The organism is Microbulbifer sp. ABF4_143, from assembly GCF_056160225.1.
In genome coordinates this window covers 36,649-54,737 of record NZ_JBSWWT010000024.1, presented here as the reverse complement: position 1 = coordinate 54,737, position 18,089 = coordinate 36,649, and the positions used below count along the sequence as shown (strand labels likewise).

At 65.6% G+C, this 18,089-nt stretch carries 16 protein-coding genes and 1 tRNA gene; 11 read left to right on the top strand and 6 right to left on the bottom strand.

From position 1 onward, the window contains the following. Positions 1-162 (top strand): transposase (locus tag ACXAF3_RS16065; RefSeq protein ID WP_475113313.1); only part of this gene is annotated, 162 nt, incomplete at its 5' end. Positions 163-187: 25 nt separating this feature from the next. Here the strand turns inward: ACXAF3_RS16065 and rhlB are convergent. Next, complete coding sequence (rhlB, locus tag ACXAF3_RS16060; protein ID WP_475113311.1) at positions 188-1,780, bottom strand: ATP-dependent RNA helicase RhlB; 1,593 nt, start codon at positions 1,778-1,780, stop codon at positions 188-190. Between the two features lie 53 nt (positions 1,781-1,833). After that, positions 1,834-2,448 carry an HvfX family Cu-binding RiPP maturation protein gene (locus ACXAF3_RS16055; protein ID WP_475113310.1) on the bottom strand — a complete coding sequence of 205 codons (615 nt, stop codon included), beginning with the start codon at positions 2,446-2,448 and terminating at the stop codon, positions 1,834-1,836. A gap of 80 nt (positions 2,449-2,528) precedes the next feature. Here ACXAF3_RS16055 and ACXAF3_RS16050 point away from each other — a divergent pair, with 80 nt between their 5' ends. Together ACXAF3_RS16050 and ACXAF3_RS16045 are read left to right on the top strand one after the other, a co-directional pair. Then, positions 2,529-3,890 (top strand): MATE family efflux transporter, encoded by a 1,362-nt coding sequence (locus ACXAF3_RS16050; protein WP_475113309.1) that lies wholly within the window; start codon positions 2,529-2,531, stop codon positions 3,888-3,890. Between the two features lie 108 nt (positions 3,891-3,998). Next, on the top strand, positions 3,999-5,507 hold the full coding sequence (locus ACXAF3_RS16045; RefSeq protein WP_475113308.1) for a succinylglutamate desuccinylase/aspartoacylase family protein: 1,509 nt from the start codon (positions 3,999-4,001) through the stop codon (positions 5,505-5,507). Between the two features lie 303 nt (positions 5,508-5,810). Here the strand turns inward: ACXAF3_RS16045 and ACXAF3_RS16040 are convergent, their stop codons facing one another. From ACXAF3_RS16040 to hemA, 4 genes are all read right to left on the bottom strand, one after another. Beyond that, entirely contained in the window at positions 5,811-6,695 is an 885-nt protein-coding gene (locus ACXAF3_RS16040; RefSeq protein WP_475113307.1) for a cation diffusion facilitator family transporter, read from the bottom strand. A 52-nt stretch (positions 6,696-6,747) separates the two neighbouring features. After that, entirely contained in the window at positions 6,748-7,584 is an 837-nt protein-coding gene (prmC, locus tag ACXAF3_RS16035; protein ID WP_475113306.1) for a peptide chain release factor N(5)-glutamine methyltransferase, read from the bottom strand. A gap of 99 nt (positions 7,585-7,683) precedes the next feature. After that, positions 7,684-8,766 (bottom strand): peptide chain release factor 1, encoded by a 1,083-nt coding sequence (prfA, locus tag ACXAF3_RS16030; protein ID WP_475113305.1) that lies wholly within the window; start codon positions 8,764-8,766, stop codon positions 7,684-7,686. Beyond that, entirely contained in the window at positions 8,763-10,040 is a 1,278-nt protein-coding gene (gene hemA, locus ACXAF3_RS16025; protein WP_475113304.1) for a glutamyl-tRNA reductase, read from the bottom strand. Before hemA ends, prfA begins: the two co-directional genes overlap by 4 nt. Before the next feature lie 306 nt (positions 10,041-10,346). Here hemA and ACXAF3_RS16020 point away from each other — a divergent pair, with 306 nt between their 5' ends. The 8 genes from ACXAF3_RS16020 (at position 10,347) to ychF (ending at position 18,077) form a co-directional block, all read left to right on the top strand. Continuing rightward, complete coding sequence (locus tag ACXAF3_RS16020) at positions 10,347-12,149, top strand: tetratricopeptide repeat protein (RefSeq protein ID WP_475113303.1); 1,803 nt, start codon at positions 10,347-10,349, stop codon at positions 12,147-12,149. After that, complete coding sequence (lolB, locus tag ACXAF3_RS16015) at positions 12,133-12,753, top strand: lipoprotein insertase outer membrane protein LolB (protein WP_475113302.1); 621 nt, start codon at positions 12,133-12,135, stop codon at positions 12,751-12,753. The genes ACXAF3_RS16020 and lolB overlap by 17 nt, the downstream gene beginning before the upstream one ends. A gap of 62 nt (positions 12,754-12,815) precedes the next feature. After that, complete coding sequence (gene ispE / locus ACXAF3_RS16010) at positions 12,816-13,679, top strand: 4-(cytidine 5'-diphospho)-2-C-methyl-D-erythritol kinase (RefSeq protein WP_475113301.1); 864 nt, start codon at positions 12,816-12,818, stop codon at positions 13,677-13,679. A gap of 14 nt (positions 13,680-13,693) precedes the next feature. Further along, a tRNA-Gln gene (locus ACXAF3_RS16005) sits at positions 13,694-13,768 on the top strand. 422 nt (positions 13,769-14,190) lie between these two features. Further along, complete coding sequence (locus ACXAF3_RS16000) at positions 14,191-15,120, top strand: ribose-phosphate pyrophosphokinase (RefSeq protein WP_475113312.1); 930 nt, start codon at positions 14,191-14,193, stop codon at positions 15,118-15,120. A 566-nt stretch (positions 15,121-15,686) separates the two neighbouring features. Continuing rightward, on the top strand, positions 15,687-16,319 hold the full coding sequence (locus tag ACXAF3_RS15995) for a 50S ribosomal protein L25/general stress protein Ctc (protein WP_475113300.1): 633 nt from the start codon (positions 15,687-15,689) through the stop codon (positions 16,317-16,319). Positions 16,320-16,330: 11 nt separating this feature from the next. Next, on the top strand, positions 16,331-16,933 hold the full coding sequence (pth, locus tag ACXAF3_RS15990) for an aminoacyl-tRNA hydrolase (RefSeq protein WP_475113299.1): 603 nt from the start codon (positions 16,331-16,333) through the stop codon (positions 16,931-16,933). Between the two features lie 52 nt (positions 16,934-16,985). Beyond that, positions 16,986-18,077 (top strand): redox-regulated ATPase YchF, encoded by a 1,092-nt coding sequence (ychF, locus tag ACXAF3_RS15985; protein WP_475113298.1) that lies wholly within the window; start codon positions 16,986-16,988, stop codon positions 18,075-18,077. Positions 18,078-18,089: the final 12 nt, after the last annotated feature.

The window sequence follows — 18,089 nt, the reverse complement described above, 5'->3', positions numbered from 1 at the left end:
GTCGAGGGGATAGTGGCCAGCGCTACCTACCGACTAAACACCTCTGTTCTGGAGGGCATGAACAACCGCATCAAGGTGATCAAGCGCACGGCCTACGGATACCGGGACAACAACTACTTCTTCCTAAAGATCAAAGCCGCGTTTCCCGGTAAAGTGCGATGAACCTTTTTTATTGCAGCAAATCGAATCAGCGGCGCGGGCGACCGCGCCCGCCGCCGTGACCGCCCCCGCGGCGCCCGCCGCGGCTGTCCCGGTCACCGTGGCTGCGCTGCACCTTGACCTTCGGCGGCGCCGCCAGCAGTTCCTCCGGCGGCACCTCGCATTTCAGCTTCTGGCCCAGCAGTTTCTCGATCGGCTCCAGGCGCATGGCGTCGTCCTCGCAGGCGAAGCTGATCGAGGTGCCCGTCTTGCCGGCGCGGCCGGTGCGGCCTATGCGGTGCACATAGTCTTCCGGCTCCTCCGGCAGCGTGAAGTTGACCACGTGGCTGATACCGTCGATATGGATACCGCGGCCGGCCACGTCGGTGGCCACCAGCACCTTGGTCACACCGGCCTTGAAGTCCTCCAGTGTGCGCACACGCTTGTTCTGCGCGATTTCGCCGGACAGCAGGCCGGCGGAGATGCCGTGGGCGATCAGGTTTTCGTGCAGGCGGCGGCACTGGTCGCGGCGGTTGGCGAATACGATCAGGCTGTCCACGGCGTCGCTCTGCAGTATGTTGTACAGCAGCGGGTACTTCTCCTCACTCGCGACCAGATACACACGCTGCTCGACACTGTCGGTGGCGACCCGCTCCGGCTCGATTTCGACAATCACCGGATCGTCGGTCCACTGCTCCACCAGGGAATCCACTTCCGGCGTAAAGGTGGCGGAGAAGAACATCGTCTGGCGGTGGGTCTTGCGCGGTGTCTGGCGGACGATGCGGCGCACCTGGGGGATAAAGCCCATATCCAGCATGCGGTCGGCCTCGTCGATCACCAGTATCTCCACCTGATCCAGGTAGCAGTCGCGGTTGCTGGCGAAGTCCAGCAGGCGGCCGGGGGTCGCGACGAGGATATCCACCAGGCGCTCGTTCAGGTTGCGCTGCTGCTTCTGGTAGTCCATGCCGCCCACCAGGGTGTGGATCTCCAGATCGGTGTATTTGCACAGGGCCTTGGCGTCGTCGGCGATCTGCATCACCAGTTCGCGGGTCGGTGCTATGATCAGCGCGCGCGCCTCGCCGGCGTAGCGCTCGCCCTCGAAGGGGTTCTTGAGCAGGTCGTCGATGATCGTGATCAGGAAGGCGGCGGTCTTGCCGGTACCCGTCTGGGCCTTGCCCACCAGGTCGTGGCCGTTGAGGGTGTGCGGCAGGGAGCGACCCTGGATCGGCGAGCAGTACTGGAAGCCCAGGTCGTGGATAGCGCGCATCAGCGGCAGCGGCAGATCCAGGTCGTGGAAGCGTACCTTGCCCTCCTGCTCCGGGACCTTGAAGTCGTCCAGGGACCAGGGCGCGCCCCGATCGGCCTTGGCTTTCGCGCCCTTGCCGGTGCGGCGGGAGCGGCCCTTGTCCGCACCGGCCCGGGCCGCCTTCTCGCCCCGGGGCTCGGCGCCTTCGGGCTTCCGGCTCTTTTCGGGCTTCTGGCCCTGCTTGCCTTTAGGCTGGGGCTTTTTCTCCCCCCGCTGAGGGCTCTCTTCCCGGCGCTGAGGGCTCTCTCCCCCCCGCTGAGGGCTCTCTCCCCCCCGCTGAGGGCTCTGCTCGTCTTTGGACGCGGATCGGCGGAACAGCTTTCCTATCAAGTGCAATACTCGCTCAAATGCTTAATTAATCGGCGAGTATACCACCTATCCCGTAAGGTTCAGCTTTCTGTCCGGCCGCAGTGGCGGCAGATCCAGTAGTCCAGGCTGAAGAAACGCCCGGCGCCGCTGAACAGCAGAGACAGCAGCATGATGAAGTAGGTGGCGGCGAACTCTATGCCGTTCTTCAGTATCGTGAAGTTACCGGCCTCGGTCAGCCAGTCGTAGTGACCGTACTCCTTCAGCAGTTCCACCGCCTTCTCCTTGCGCACCGCGGCCTCCGCGATCAGGTCCTTGCGCCACTCCCAGGGCATGACCAGCGTCTGGTCCGGCAGCGCGGACCAGCCGTACTGCCAGTGAGCGGTTGCCGCCGCCACCGCCATCACGAACATCAGTGGTATCGCCGCCAGGCGCACCCCCAGGCCCAGCAGCAGCGCTATGCCGCCGAGCAGTTCCGTCAGCGCCGCCAGCCAGGCCATCAGCAGCGGCGCCGGCAGCCCCAGCCCCCAGTCCGGATTGCCAAACCAGGCGGCCACATCGCCGATATGCTGGACCTTGTTCATGCCGGAGAGAATGAATATCGGTGCCAGATAGATGCGCAGCGCCAGCGGCCCCAGCCAGTCCACCTTGCGCACCCAGCGCAGAAAAACCCCGTACAGCCGATTGAACCAGCCCATTGCCGCCTCCATAATTCGCTCCTCATCGTTAGCGTCGTTTTCCCTTTGTCGGCGCGACGCTCCAGCAGTTACACATCCCTATGCCGAAACTCTTCCGCCGGGCCACCGCCACCGAACTCTCACACCTGACAACGTTGGGCGGACCACTGGTGGTCAGCAACCTGGCCGTGGTGAGCATGGGTGTGACCGATACTATAGTCGCCGGCCGCGCCGGCGAGGTGGATCTGGCCGGACTGGCGCTGGGCTCCAGCATCTGGGCGGTGTGCGCGGTGACACTGATCGGCCTGCTGGCGGCGGTATCGCCGCTGGTGGCACACCTGCGCGGCGCACGCGACGAGCAGGGCTGTGCCACGCAACTGCAGCAGGCGCTGTGGATTGCGCTGGTGGGCGGCCTTGTCGTCGTTGGCGCCCTGCTGGCGGTGCCCTGGTGGAGTCAGTGGATAGATACCGAGGAGCCGGTGCGCCGGGTGATGCAGCAGTATCTGCTGGCGCTCGCCACCGGCACCCTGCCCTTCGCCGCCGGCACGGCCCTGCGCGGCTACTGCGAGGGCATGGGCCAGGTGCGCCCGGTGATGCGCATCTACCTGACCGCGGCGGTGCTGAATATCCCCCTGGATATCCTCTTCGTGTTCGGCGCCGGCCCGATACCGGCCATGGGCGGCGCCGGCTGCGGCTGGGCCACGGCGCTGGTGAGCTGTTCCATCGCCGCGGCGCTCTTCTGGCACGCGGGCAGCGATCCCGTCTACCGCGCCCTGCAACTCCGGCTGCTGCCACCGCGGCCGCACTGGCCGACGCTGCGGCACCTGCTGGCGGTGGGCCTGCCCATCTGTGTCGGCGCGGCCAGCGAGGTGACCTTTTTCGCCAGCCTGACGGTACTGCTGGCCTCCTATGGCGCAACCGTGGTGGCGGCGCACCAGATAGGCCTGAATATCGGCTCCATCTTTTACCTGGTGGCGCTGGCGCTGGCGCAGGCGCTCTCCATCCGCACCGCGCAGCTGCTCGGCCAGGGGCGTCCGAAGCGGGCCCGCTTCGCCAGCTTTGTCGGTGTCGGCAGCGGGCTCGTCTACGCGCTGGGCACCGGGATACTGCTGATCGCCCTGCGCCACCCGTTTGTGCTCGCCTACACCAGCAACACCGACATCATCGCCGTGGCGGTCAACCTGCTGCTGCTGTGCGCCGCCTTCCAACTGGTGGACGTAGCCCAGGCCATGGCCTGGGGGGCGCTGCGCGGCTACAAGGACACCCGCATGCCCATGTACCTGCAGCTGTTCTCCTACTGGCTGGTGGGGCTGAGCTGCGCCTACTGGCTGGGGGAGAACTACTGGGGCGTCTACGGCTACTGGGTCGGCATCTGCATCGGCCTCGGCACCGCCTCAGTGCTGCTCGGTCTGCGCCTGTGGCGCACCAGTCGCAAGGCGATCGGAACCGCCCGACGGCACTGACGGCCATATTTCGTCGCCGGCGCCGGGAACGCTTTCGCTATAATCGCGCTCCAACCCCTACGACTGGCGCCAATTGCCGCCGATAGCCACAATCACCGGAGTCTTTGAATGTTGTTGCGCTCGCCTTTGAGCCGATTTCGCCACACCACGCCCTTCCCCCGACTGACATTGGCGGCCCTTCTGCTGATCTCCGCCCAGGCACTGGGCCTGACCGAGGCGGAGGAGGCCCAGGACACCCCCGAGCAGCAAACCGAAAGCCGGCAGCCGGACCGGCCTCAGGCGGAAACGCCGGAAGCGGCCGCTGCGGATGGGGATCAGGCGCTCCAGCAGGGCGCCACAGAGACGCTGCCCCAGGCGGAAAATCTGCAACTGGACCAGCCGATCGAGGAACTGGAGCCGGCGCCGGCACAGCCGGAGCCGCAAAAAGCGCAGGCCGCGGAGGAAAAGAAGGAGGAGCCAAAAGCCACCAGCGAACAGCGCCAGACCGACGCAGCCGCGGAGCAGGCCAAGCCCCTGCGCCTGCTCGGCGCCGAGGTGCCGCCGGCCACCGCGACGCGCCTGGCCTGGTCCCCGTCCCAGCATTTCGAGGGCGTCTACAGTTCCACCCCGGTACTGGTGGTCAACGGCGCCAAGCCGGGCCCGACCCTGTGTCTGACCGCGGCGGTGCACGGCGACGAACTGAACGGCATAGAGACGGTGCGCCGGGTCATGTACGACCTGGACGCCAACAACCTGAGCGGCGCCGTGATCGGCGTGCCCATCGTCAACCTGCAGGGCTTCCACCGCGGCTCCCGCTACCTGACCGACCGCCGCGATCTGAACCGGCACTTCCCCGGCGACCCCAACGGCTCCTCGGCGTCGCGCATCGCCTACTCGTTTTTCCACGAGGTGGTCAGCCACTGCAACGCGGTGGTGGACCTGCACACAGGCTCCTTCTACCGCACCAACCTGCCGCAGCTGCGCGGCGACCTGAAGAACCCCAAGGTGGTCAAGCTGACCAAGGGCTTCGGCTCCACCGTGGTACTGCACAGCGACGGCGCCAAGGGCACGCTGCGCCGCGCCGCGGTCGAGGCCGGCATTCCCACCGTGACCCTGGAGGCGGGTGCGCCGATGGTGCTGGACGAACCGTCCGTCAGCCACAGCGTCAAGGGTATCCGCACCCTGCTGAACCAGCTGGGCATGGTGGCCAAATTCCGCCTCTGGGGCGATCCGGAGCCGGTCTACTACAACTCCACCTGGCAGCGCGCCACCACCGGCGGCATCATCTTCAGCGAGGTGGAACTGGGCGAGTTTGTACGCAAGGGCGATCTGCTCGGCACCGTCACCAACCCGATCACCAATGTGCGCACCGAGATCCGCTCCCAGTACAACGGCCGCATCCTCGGCATGGCCATGAACCAGGTGGTGCAGCCGGGCTTTGCCGCCTACCATATCGGCATTCAGGCGCCGCAGGAGCAGATAAGCCCGCCGGAGGAAGTTACCGCGGAGAGCGAGCAGACGGAATCCGCCGCGGACGCGGCGCCGGCGGAAGACGAGAGCCTGTCCGACGAGACCGCGAACGGGGCCGAGCCGCTCGAGAGCGAGTCATCCGACAGCGACGGCAGGGACGAAGACTGACCGGAATTGGCGTAACGAGACTTGCACAGGCTGGGCAAAGCCCATTCCCAGGCTGCTGACAAAGTCCGGAAACCGGAATTGAAGGCAAAGTGCTAGGGAACCTCTGATTAAGTCCGTGATGTCTCTGCGGGGCTTTCAGAGGTTCCCTAGGACGGGTATTTCGAACCGTCGCCGACGGAACGTACAGGGATGTATTTACAGCGTTTCGAAATACCCGTCCTAGCGCTTTGCCGCCACAGCCCTGCCTGGAGCGACGGGAGTCATTTATCAACGCCCAGAGGATAAGCAAAGCCCATCCCCCATTCACGCCTCGGTGAGCGCGGTCAGCCGGATCGGTTCCGGCTGCAGCGTGATATGCTCGATATCGAAGCGTTTGATCAGCGTCTCGCGCAGCCGCTCCAGCACCGCCGGCCAGGCCTGTAGATCGTCGACGACGATATGCGCCGACAGGGAGATGGTGCTGGAATCGAGGCGCCAGATATGCAGGTCGTGCACCGAGCGCACCCCGTCCACCGCCGCCAGCGTCTCCCCCACCACCGGCAGACTCAGCTCCCGCGGCACCCGCTCCATCAGCACGTCCACCGCGTCGCGCAGCAGGCGAAGGCTGGAAAACAGGATCAGCAGGCAGATCAGTATTGACAGCAGCGGGTCCACCGGCAGCCAGCCGGTGAAATAGATCACCGCGCCGGAAACCAGTGCCGCCACGGAGCCCAGCAGGTCGCCCATCACATGCAGCAGCGCACCGCGGATATTCAGCGTCTGCTCGCCGCGGTGCAGCGTCCAGGCCACCAGCAGGTTCACCAGCAAACCGATAAACGCGATCAGCATCACCGTGCCGCCGGCAACCGGTCGCGGGTCGCGCAGGCGATCGACCGCCGCAATGCAGATACCGATCACGATCAGCAGCATAAAGACCGCGTTGACGATCGCCGCCAGTACCTCGGCCCTGCCCCAGCCGAAGGACATCTCGCGGTCCGCCGGCTTCTGCGCCAACAGCGCAGCCACCGCCCCCAGGGCCAGCGACAGGGAATCGGTGGCCATATGGCCGGCGTCGCCCAAGAGCGCCAGGGAGCCGGACAGCCAGCCGCCGACCGCCTCCACCATCGCAAACGCAAAGGTGATGACGAGCCCCCAGACCAGCGGGCGCAAATGGCCGCTGCCGCGGCGGTGGTGGACGTGATCGTGCACGAATTCCCTCCCGGTGAGTTCAGTTTTTTGTAGGAGCGGCCCATGGCCGCTCCTACGGGATGCATTTCCGGCCCAGTGCCAGCCGCTCCCAGCCGGAATAGTCCCTGCGGCTCTCGATATTCTCGAACCCGGCAGCGGCAAAAATATCGCGCACAGCCTGCGCCTGCTGCCAGCCGTGCTCGACCAGCAACCAGCCGCCGGGCGCCAGATACTCAATGCTCTTTTGCGCGATCAATTCGATATCCGCAAGCCCCTGACGCCCCGCCACCAGCGCCGAGCGCGGCTCGAAGCGCACGTCGCCCTGGCCCAGGTGCGGGTCCGCGGCGTCGATATAGGGCGGGTTGCTGACAATCAGGTCGAATTGCTGCGGCGCTATATCGGCGAACCAGTCGCTCCGCACCATCTCGACATTGTCGAAGCCGAGCACGCGGCGGTTCTCCCGCGCCAACGCCAGTGCTTCGGGGGACTTTTCCGCGGCGACTATCCGCCAGCCCGGCCGCTCCGAGGCCAGCGCCAGCGCGATCGCGCCGGTGCCGGTACCCAGATCCAGCGCGCGCAGTTTTTCCTGCGGGCACAGCGCCAGCGCGGTTTCCACCAGCAGTTCGGTCTCCGGGCGCGGTATCAAGGTGGAGGGGTCTACCTTCAGCGGCAGCGACCAGAATTCCCGCTCGCCGGTCAGATGCGCCACCGGCTCGCCGTTCTTGCGGCGCTCGAGCAGCGCGTCGAACCGCTTCTGCTCGCTTTCCGTCAGTTCGTATTCCGGCCAGGTATAGAGCCAGGTGCGCGGGCGGCCGAGGATGTGGCCGAGCAGGATTTCCGCATCCAGGCGGGCGCTGTCGCTTTCACTGAGCTCCGCGCTGCGGGCGAGGTTTTGTTTAACGTTGGCCATATTGGTTCTGCAGGAGCGGCCCGCGGCCGCGATCGGATTTTCAGTAATCGGCAAGCTCAGATCGCGGCCAACGGCCGCTCCTACGTGGTGTGCATCCGGTCACTGACCCAGCGCCGCCAGCTGATCCGCCTGGTGCTCGGTGCGCAGCGGCTCTATGACCTCTTCCAGCGCGCCCTGCATGATTTCGTCCAGCTTGTACAGGGTCAGGCCTATGCGGTGGTCGGTGACGCGGCCCTGGGGGAAGTTGTAGGTGCGGATGCGCTCGGATCTGTCGCCACTGCCAACCAGGTTGCGGCGCGCGTCGGAGATCTCCCGGGCTGCGGCGGCCTCCTGCTCGCTGGAGAGCTTGGCCTGCAGCAGCGCCATGGCCTTGGCGCGGTTCTTGTGCTGGGAGCGCTCGTCCTGACACTCAACCACTATGCCGGTGGGAATGTGCGTCAGGCGCACCGCCGAATCCGTTTTGTTCACATGCTGGCCGCCGGCGCCGGAGGCGCGGTAGGTGTCCACGCGCAGGTCCGCCTTGTTGATCTCGACGGCGTCGCGTTCGTCCGGCTCCGGCATCACCGCCACGGTGCAGGCGGAGGTGTGGATGCGCCCCTGGGACTCGGTCTCCGGCACCCGCTGCACCCGGTGCGCGCCGGATTCGAATTTCAGCTTGCCGTAGACGCCCTCGCCGGCCACGCGGGTGATGATCTCCTTGTAGCCGCCGTGTTCGCCCGGGTTCTCGCTGATAATCTCGATGCGCCAGCCCTGCTTCTCGGCGTAGCGGGAGTACATGCGAAAGAGATCGCCGGAAAAGATGGCCGCCTCGTCGCCGCCGGTGCCGGCGCGAATCTCCAGGAAGACGCTCTTGCGGTCATTGGGGTCCTTGGGCAGCAGCAGCGTCTGCAGCTCCCGCTCCAACGGCTCCAGCTGCGCCTCGGCCTCGCGCAACTCCTCCTGCGCCATCTCGCGCATCTCGGGGTCGCTCTCGTCGAGCATCTCCCGCGCCGCGGCCATATCCTCCTGCAGCTGCCGGTAGCGGTTGTAGCACTTGACCACCTCCTCCAGCTCGGCGTACTCGCGGGACAGATCGCGGAACTGCTCCTGGTCGGAGATGACACCGGCGTCGCCGAGCAGTGCGGACACCTCCTCGTGGCGCTCCACCAGGTTGTCCAGTTTGTTTAACAGCGAGTCTTTCATCCGTCTTTCTTCTCAAATTCGATCTCGGGGAGCGGTTCCAGCCCGACGATTTCCCGTGCGATGCGCAGCCGCTCCAGATCCCCTTCGGCGGTGGCGCGCTTGAGGCTGACCGTGGGCGCGTGTATCAGCTTGTTGGTCAGCGAGCGGGTCAGCTGCTCGAGCAACCGCCGCGGGTCCTCACCTTTTTCCAGCTGCGCCAGCGCCCGCTCCAGCTCGGCGCCGCCGATCTCCTGGGCGCGCCGGCGATAGGCTCGAATGCTGTCCACGGCGCCCAGGGCGCGGTGCTCGCGCATATAGTCGGCGGCGGCGGCCTCGACGATGGCGTGTGCGGCCTCGGCGGCCTTCTCCCGCGAGCGCTTGCCCTCGTCGATCACGCCGCGCAGGTCGTCCACGGTATACAGGTAGACGTCGTCCAGCTGGCCCACCTGCGGTTCTATATCCCGCGGCACGGCAATATCCACCATAAACACCGGGCTGTGGCGGCGCTGCTTCAGCGCCGATTCCACCGCGCCCTTGCCGAGAATCGGCAGCTGGCTGGCGGTGGAGCTGATAACGATATCCGCGCGCGGCAGATGCTCGGGGATATCCGCCAGCAGTATCGCCTCGGCGCCGAAGTTCTCCGCCAGCTGCTGGGCCCGGTTCAGAGTGCGGTTGGCGACGATCAGTTGTTTGACCCCCTGCTCCAGCAGGTGGCGCGCCACCAGCTCGATGGTCTCGCCGGCGCCGATCAACAGCGCCGTCTGCTGGCCCAGGTCGGTGAAGATACGCGAGGCCAGGGACACGGCCGCGTAGGCCACGGACACCGGGTTCTCGCCGATGGCGGTCTCGGTGCGCACCTTCTTCGCCACCGCAAACACCTGCTGGAAGACACTGTGCAGCAGGCTGCCGACGCTGCCGCTCTCCCGCGCCACCGCGTAGGCGGACTTGATCTGGCCGAGGATCTGCGGCTCGCCGAGCACCAGCGAGTCGAGCCCGCAGGCCACCCGCATCATATGGCGCACCGCGGCTTCGCCGCTGTAGCTGTAGCTGCAGCCCTGCAGCTGCTCCCGCGGCACCCGGTGGTAGTCGGCCAGCCAGTCCAGCAGCCGCTCGCGGTCCACCTCGCCGTAGATCTCGGTGCGGTTGCAGGTGGACAGTATCGCCAATTCGGAACAGTTCAGCGCCTTGCGCGCGTCCGCCAGGGCGCCGGGCATCACCTCGGGGGCAAAGGCCACCCGCTCGCGCACCTCGATCGGCGCGCTGTCGTGGTTGATACCCAGGGCGAGGATAGGCATAGATTCCCGTCGCGTTAAATCTCGAGGTGCGAATAGACCCGGAAACCGCACAAAGCGCCCGCTGTGCGCGCTGGAACCGCCCCGCCGGGGGCGCTGGTGAGAATTCCGGGCCGACGTTGGGGGCGCATTTTCCCGGGCGGCCGCGCCGCTTGCAAGGTCGGCGGGCGGTTTAATTTGACGCAGACTTGGCTGCGGCACCGCCGCCGGTCGGCCGGCGCAGGCAAATCGCGACTAGAATTATACGGCGATAAACGCCACTCTCGCCGCGCAGGGGCCCGCGCGCCGCCAAAGTACGGATACAACGCTATGCACCCTTCTCTTCGCCGGCACTCCGCCGGCCAGACAGTTCCATCCCTCCCGTCGCGCAAATTGCTGGCCGCCGCCCTGTGCCTGCTGGCAGGCGCCTGCGCGCAGCAGCCGACGCAGGACCAGCCGCCCGAGACACAGAGCGCGCCGCAGGCTCTGGCCGCAACGGAAGCGGCGGCCGAGGTCCAGGCGCGCCCCTTCCCGATCGATACCTTCTACACACTGCTGGTCGCCGAGGTGGCGGGCAATCGGGAGCAGTACGACGTGGCCCTGGCCAACTACTTCCACCAGGCCGAGCGCACCCAGGACGCCGGCGTCGCCGCCCGCGCCACGCGCATAGCGCGCTTCCTGAACGCGCGCCGGGCCGCCCTGCGCACCGCACAGCTGTGGGCGCAGCTGGAACCCGAGGACCCCGAGGCGCAGCTGGCCGCCACCGCGGAGCTGACCCTGGCCGGGGAGCTGGACACCGCCCTGGTGCACGCCGCCAAGGCCCTGGCGCTGGGCGGCGACGCGCCGCTGCAGTCCCTGGCCGCCACCGCCGTCTCCAACCGGGAGCAGGCCGAACGGGTGATGCCGGAGTTCCGGCGCCTGGCGCAGAAGTACCCGGAAAACGGCGAAGTGGTACTCGCCTACGCGATGATGCTGCGCGCCACCGAGCAGTACCCGCAGGCGCTGTCCCTGGTGCGCAGGGTACAGGAACAGAGCCCGGACCTGCTGGACGCCCCGCTGCTGGAAACGCACCTGCTGGTCGACCAGGGCCGGCGCAAGGAAGCCATCCAGCTGCTGGAAAAACTGGTCGCCATCCACCCGCGGGAGAGCCGCCTGCGCCTGCAGTACGCGCGCCTGCTGATACGGGAGGACCTCGGGCTGGCGCAGCAGCAGTTCGCGGAGCTGGTGAAACAGCACCCGAACGACGGCAACCTGATACTGTCGCTGGCGCTGATCCGCTTTGAGACCGACAGCCTGGGCGAAGCCAGGCCGCTGTTTGAGCGGCTGCTGCACCTGGACCAGCACCAGTCCGCGGCCCACTTCTACCTGGGCGCCATCGCCGAGCGGGAGGAGGATATCGCCACCGCCGTGACCCACTACCGCAAGGTGGAACCCGGCAACGACTACGTCGAAGCCATCACCCGCGGCACCAAGCTGTTGGCCGCCGCGGGCCGGGTCGACGACAACCGCGCCTGGTTTGCCGAGCTGCGCCAGCGCCACCCCCAGCAGGCGGAGCACTTCTACCTGATGGAGGCCGAGCTGTTGAGCGACAACGACCACCACCGGCAGGCGCTGGAGCTGGTGAACCAGGCCCTGGAAAGCAACGCTGACAGCGGCCGCCTGATCTACACCCAGGCCCTGCTCAGCGAACGACTGGGCAACACTGCCGCCTTCGAGCGGGGCATGCGCGCGCTGCTGCAGCGGGATCCGGACAACGCCACGATACTCAACGCGCTGGGCTACAAGCTGATCGAGGACGAATCCCGCCACGAAGAGGCGCTGGCACTGATCAGCAAGGCCCTGGAACTGCGCCCCGACGACCCGGCAATCATCGACAGCATGGGCTGGATACAGTACCGTCTCGGCAATTACGACGAAGCGGTCAAATATCTGCAGCGGGCACTGGAAAAACTGCCGGACCACGAGATCTTCGCCCACCTCGGCGAGGTGCTGTGGATGCAGGGCAACCGCGAGAAGGCCCGGGAGATCTGGCAGCGGGGCCTGAAGGTCAACCCGCAGAGCAAGATAATCCCGGCCGCGATGAAGCGCCTGCAAATCAACGAATCACTGGAACAGCATGTATCCGACAACTGAACCTTTCCGCGCGGCCGAGCGCCTCCGACTTCTCACACTGGCGGTGCTGGCCGCTTTGCTGAGCGCCTGTGCCGGCCAGCAGCCACAGCCCCCCACCAGCGCGGAATCCCCGGCGGCCCAGCTGCAGCACTGGACCATCAAAGGCAAACTCGGCGTGCGCTCGCCCAGTGACAACGGCAGCGCCAACCTGACCTGGCAACAGCAGTCGGCCCCCAACTACCGCATTCACCTGAGCGGTCCCCTCGGCGCCGGCGCGACGGTAATCGCCGGCTCCCCGGGCGGCGTCAGCCTGCAGCGCGGCGACGAACCGCCGCTGCAGGCGCGCAATCCGGTCGAACTCACGATGCAGACACTCGGCTGGCCGCTGCCGATCAACGAAATGTTCTACTGGGTGCGCGGCCTCCCCGCCCCCGGCCCCGCCGCCCAGCAGCAGCGCAACGCCCAGGGGCAGCTGCAGAGCCTGCGGCAGGCCGGCTGGCAGCTGAATTTCAGCGGCTACCAGAACCGCGGCCCCTATGTGCTCCCCACGCGCATCAACGCATCGACGCGCGGCGCGGCGGGGCCGGTGACGGTGAAGCTGGTGATCAAGGAGTGGCTCTTCTGAATGATGAATGATTCGGAAACATTTATATTCCGCATTCAGCATTTGCCACTCTGCATCAACTTATGTCTTTTCAGCTTCCCGCTCCCGCCAAACTCAACCTGATTCTGCGCATCCTCGGCCGCCGGCCCGACGGCTACCACGAATTGCAGACGCTGTTTCAACTGCTGGATTTCGGCGACTGGCTCGAATTCGAGCGGCGCGGAGGCAGTGAAATCAGCGTGGATGCCGGCAGCCTGGATATTCCGCTCGAGGAAAACCTGATCTATCGCGCCGCGCGGCTGCTGCAGCGGAAAACCGGCTGCGATAAGGGCGCGCATATCCGCCTGCAGAAAAAGCTGCCCCAGGGCGGTGGTATCGGCGGCGGCAGTTCGGACGCGGCCACTACACTGCTGGGGCTCAATCACCTGTGGGGCTGCGACCTGTCTCTCGACGCACTGGCGGAGCTGGGCCGGCAACTGGGGGCGGACGTACCGGTATTTGTGCGCGGCCGCACCGCCTGGGCCGAGGGTGTCGGCGAAAAACTGACGCCGGTGGTGACCGAGCCGCGCCACTACCTGGTGCTGGTGCCCGGCTGTCAGGTCAGTACCGCGGCAGTTTTTGGCCACCCGCGTTTGACAAGAGATTCCGCCGCAATTACATTAGCGCACCTTCGCGAGGGGGGGCTGGAGCAACACGCCGGCAACGACTGCCAGGCGCTGGTCGAAAGCCTCTACCCGGAAATCCGCGCAGCCAGAGAGTGGCTGCAGCAGTTCGCCAAGGCGCAACTGACCGGTACCGGAGCCTGCGTTTTCGCAGCTTTTGACTCGGCACAGGCAGCCAATTGCGCGCTCGCCGAACTGCCGGCGAAATGGCGCGGCTTTGTCGCCGCCGGGGTGCAGGAATCCCCCGCCCACCGGCAACTCGCGAAGATTGCGTCCACCACTTGAGGCGCAGACTTTACTGGGGCGTAGCCAAGCGGTAAGGCAGCGGGTTTTGATCCCGTCATGCGTAGGTTCGAATCCTACCGCCCCAGCCACTCTTTTAGTTTTGCCGGATTCATCCGTGAATCCGGCAAAAGCGCCAAGCGCGGCGCATGTCCGCACTTGGCTCGCGACAAATCAACAGGTTGATTTGCGGGCGACACATCCCTGTGCCGCTGTGAGCTCCGAATCGGGCTTGTATCAATTTTCCTTCGCGGCCGCCTGTGCCGCCGGCATAAAGGTGACGCAAACGCGCGCTAAGGAACCTTTGAAAAACGTAGCGAGCGGGCGGCTGGTGGTGGCCGCCGGAGCGCAGGAAGCGGAATGTACTTTTAGTACATGAGCATTCCGAGCACCGCCGGACGCCGCCAGGCGCACGCGCAGTAGTTTTTCAGAGGTTCCTCAACAGCTTTCACAATCGCAGGCATCTACACTTCACTTCCAGACAGAACCAAAGGAACTCTCAGTGGCTGACTTAATGGTCTTTACCGGCAACGCAAACCCGGAACTGGCACAGAAAATTGTCGACCATATGGCGATCCCCCTGGGCGAAGCGGTGGTCAAGCGCTTCTCCGACGGCGAGATTGCGGTGGAAATCACCGATAACGTGCGCGGCCGCGACGTCTTCGTGGTGCAGTCCACCTGTCAGCCCACCAACCGCAACCTGATGGAACTGATCCTACTGGTGGACGCCCTGCGCCGCGCCTCCGCCGGCCGCATCACCGCGGTGGTGCCCTACTTCGGCTACGCGCGCCAGGACCGCCGCGTGCGCTCCCAGCGGGTGCCGATCTCCGCCAAGGTGGTAGCCGACATGATGGTCAGCGTCGGTATCGACCGGGTACTGACCGTGGACCTGCACGCGGAGCAGATCCAGGGTTTCTTCGACGTGCCGGTGGACAACGTCTACGGCTCCTCGGTGCTGCTGGACGACATCGAGCGCCAGAAGTACGAGAACCTGGTGGTCGTATCCCCGGATATCGGCGGCGTGGTGCGCGCCCGCGCGGTGGCCAAGAGCCTCGACTGCGACCTGGCCATCATCGACAAGCGCCGCCCGGCGGCCAACGTGGCCGAAGTGATGAACATCATCGGTGAAGTCGACGGCCGCACCTGCCTGCTGGTGGACGATATGGTCGATACCGCCGGCACCCTGTGCAACGCCGCCAATGCGCTGAAAGAGCACGGCGCCACTAAGGTGGTGGCCTACTGCACCCACCCGGTACTGTCCGGCAACGCCATCGAGAATCTGAACAACTCAGTGCTCGATGAATTGGTGGTCACCGACTCCATCCCGCTCGGCGACAAGATGGAAAAGGCCCCGAAGATCCGCCAGCTGACCCTGTCCGCCATGCTGGCCGAATCCATGCGCCGCATCAGCAACGAGGAATCCCTGTCGGCGATGTTCCGCTGACCCCACTTTCCCCCCAAGGGCGAACCTTGCGTTCGCCCGGGGTGGGGCAACCCCACGCCCAATTCCTTGGCGGCTCTGCTACCGGGCTTGCGGGACACGCCGTGAATACATCCCTGTACGCTATCCACGGCCATCCTTGGCCGTGAAAGGTCCCGCAAACGAATACCGGCATCAGAGCCTTCGCATCAATCATACGAACTCTATCGGGCTTCCTCGTGGAAGCTGGATAAGTATCGGGACTAGATGCGAAGCCCCTGATGCCGATGGCTTTTTGCGGGACTGTCTGCGAGAGGGACCTCGCAGACAAGCCTACAGGGATGTATTCACGGCGTGTCCCGCAAAAAGCCATCGGTAGCAGGGGCGCCAGGGAGCTGACTGACTGCTGACTGGAGGGAGCGAAACCCGAGAACGCCCCACTGGCGCCAGCCCGCCACATCCCGTAGAATACGCGCCCGCCCGGCAGCAGCGCCGGGCTTTTACTATTGGATCGAAGCAATCCAATTTACAGCAACGCCAGGGCGGTCCGGTCGCAGGTCGCTCTGGGCAGACAACCCGAGGTTTACCCCATGTCTGATATCAAACTGAACGCCAGCGTCCGCAGCGACGAAGGGAAAGGTGCGAGCCGCCGCCTGCGTCGCCTGGAAGGCCGTGTCCCGGGCATCGTTTACGGTGGCAAGGCCGAGCCGCAGTCCATCTCCGTACTGCAGAAAGAACTGTTCAAGGCCCTGGAGAACGAAGCCTTCTTCTCCTCCGTCCTGAGCCTGGACATCGACGGCAAAGAAGACAAAGTGATCCTGCGCGATCTGCAGCGCCACCCGGCCAAGCAGCAGCTGCTGCACGTCGACTTCCAGCGCGTTTCCGCCAACACCAAGGTGCACATCAAAGTGCCGCTGCACTTCCTGAACGAAGACACCTGCAAGGGCGTCAAGGCTGGCGGCATCGTGTCCCACACCCTGACCGAGCTGGAAATCAGCGCTCCGGCCTCCAAGCTGCCCGAGTTCATCGAAGTGGACCTGGCCGACCTGGAAATGGACGGCGTGCTGCACATCTCCGACATCAAGCTGCCGGCCGGTGTCGAGTCTGTGGACCTGAGCCACGGCGCCGATCACGACCTGGTTGTAGCCTCTGTACACAAGCCGCGCGGCGCCATCGAAGCGGAAGCCGAAGGCGAGGCCGCTGAAGGCGAAGGCGAAGAGTAAGGGTCAACACCTTGACCAAGGCACCGGACACGCCAATCCAGTTGATCGTGGGCCTGGGCAACCCCGGCCCCGAATACGACCGGACACGCCACAACGCCGGTGCCGACTTTGTCGCCGAGTTGGCGCGCCACTACGGCGCCCAGCTCGCGCCGGACAGCAAGTACCGCGGCCTCAGCGGCCGCGTACGGATCGGCGGCCAGGAAGTGCGCCTGCTGATTCCGACCACCTATATGAATCGCAGCGGCCAGTCCGTCGGCCCGCTGGCAAACTTCTTCAAGATTCCCGCCCAAGCCATACTGGTCGCTCACGACGAGCTGGACCTGCCCCCGGGCACCGCGCGCCTGAAAGCCGGCGGCGGCCACGGCGGCCACAACGGGCTGCGGGACATCATCTCCGCGCTGGGCAACAATCGCGACTTTATGCGCCTGCGCCTCGGCATAGGCCACCCGGGCAGCGCCCGCGAGGTGGTCAACTATGTACTGCAGCGCGCTCCCAGAGCGGAACAGGAACAACTGGCCGACGCCATCGACCGCGCCGTCGATGTGATGCCCACTGCCGTATCCGGCGACTGGGGCGCGGCCATGAAAACACTGCACACCAACAGCAAATCGTAGGATGGCGTAACCGCGCGGCGGCCTTCCCCATCCATTCAACAGGATTCAGACCATGGGTTTTACTTGCGGTATCGTCGGCCTGCCCAACGTGGGCAAATCCACGCTGTTCAACGCCCTGACCAAGGCGGGCATCGACGCCGAGAACTTCCCCTTCTGCACCATCGAGCCAAACGCCGGTGTGGTACCGGTGCCGGACCCGCGCCTCGACAAGCTGGCGGAAATCGTCAAACCGCAGAAGGTGATCCCCACCACCATGGAGTTCACCGATATCGCCGGCCTGGTCGCCGGCGCCTCCAAGGGCGAGGGCCTGGGCAACAAGTTCCTGGCCAATATTCGCGAGACGGACGCCATCGCCCATGTGGTGCGCTGCTTCGAGGACGACAACGTCATCCACGTAGCCAACCAGGTGCACCCGGTGGCGGATATTGAGGTGATCAATACTGAACTGGCACTGGCCGACCTGGACACGGTGGAGAAGGCGCTGCAGCGCTACAGCCGCGCCGCCAAGGGCCAGGACAAGCACGCCATCAAGATGAAGGCGCTGCTGGAGAAAATCCTGCCGCACCTGGACGAGGCCAAGCCGCTGCGCTCCTTCGGCCTGTCCGACGACGAGCTGGCCGATCTGCGCGAGCTGAGCCTGCTGACCATCAAGCCGACCATGTATATCGCCAACGTAGACGAGGACGGTTTCGAGAACAACCCGCACCTGGACGCGGTGGCCGCCATCGCCGCCGAGGAGAATGCGGTGCTGGTGCCCATCTGCAACAAGCTGGAGGCGGAGATCGCCGAACTGGACGACGACGAGAAACAGGAGTTCCTCGAAGAGCTGGGCATGGAGGAGCCGGGCCTCAATAGAGTCATCCGCGCCGGCTACCAGCTGCTGGGCCTGCACACCTACTTCACCGCCGGCGTCAAGGAAGTGCGCGCCTGGACCATCCCTGTCGGCGCCACGGCGCCGCAGGCCGCAGGCAAGATCCACACCGACTTCGAGAAGGGCTTTATCCGCGCCGAGGTGGTCAGCTACGCCGACTTCGTCGCCCACAAGGGCGAGGCCGGCGCCAAGGAGGCGGGCAAGTGGCGCCTGGAGGGCAAGGACTATATCGTCGCCGACGGCGACGTGATCCACTTCCGCTTTAACGTCTGATTCAGATCGCGG

Coding starts and splice junctions, on each gene's coding strand:
- ACXAF3_RS16055 (WP_475113310.1), bottom strand. CDS start 2,448: ATGGGCTGGTTCAATCGGCTGTACGGGGTTTTTCTGCGCTGGGTGCGC.
- ACXAF3_RS16050 (WP_475113309.1), top strand. CDS start 2,529: ATGCCGAAACTCTTCCGCCGGGCCACCGCCACCGAACTCTCACACCTG.
- ACXAF3_RS16045 (WP_475113308.1), top strand. CDS start 3,999: ATGTTGTTGCGCTCGCCTTTGAGCCGATTTCGCCACACCACGCCCTTC.
- prmC (WP_475113306.1), bottom strand. CDS start 7,584: ATGGCCAACGTTAAACAAAACCTCGCCCGCAGCGCGGAGCTCAGTGAA.
- prfA (WP_475113305.1), bottom strand. CDS start 8,766: ATGAAAGACTCGCTGTTAAACAAACTGGACAACCTGGTGGAGCGCCAC.
- hemA (WP_475113304.1), bottom strand. CDS start 10,040: ATGCCTATCCTCGCCCTGGGTATCAACCACGACAGCGCGCCGATCGAG.
- ACXAF3_RS16020 (WP_475113303.1), top strand. CDS start 10,347: ATGCACCCTTCTCTTCGCCGGCACTCCGCCGGCCAGACAGTTCCATCC.
- lolB (WP_475113302.1), top strand. CDS start 12,133: ATGTATCCGACAACTGAACCTTTCCGCGCGGCCGAGCGCCTCCGACTT.
- ispE (WP_475113301.1), top strand. CDS start 12,816: ATGTCTTTTCAGCTTCCCGCTCCCGCCAAACTCAACCTGATTCTGCGC.
- ACXAF3_RS16000 (WP_475113312.1), top strand. CDS start 14,191: ATGGTCTTTACCGGCAACGCAAACCCGGAACTGGCACAGAAAATTGTC.
- ACXAF3_RS15995 (WP_475113300.1), top strand. CDS start 15,687: ATGTCTGATATCAAACTGAACGCCAGCGTCCGCAGCGACGAAGGGAAA.
- ychF (WP_475113298.1), top strand. CDS start 16,986: ATGGGTTTTACTTGCGGTATCGTCGGCCTGCCCAACGTGGGCAAATCC.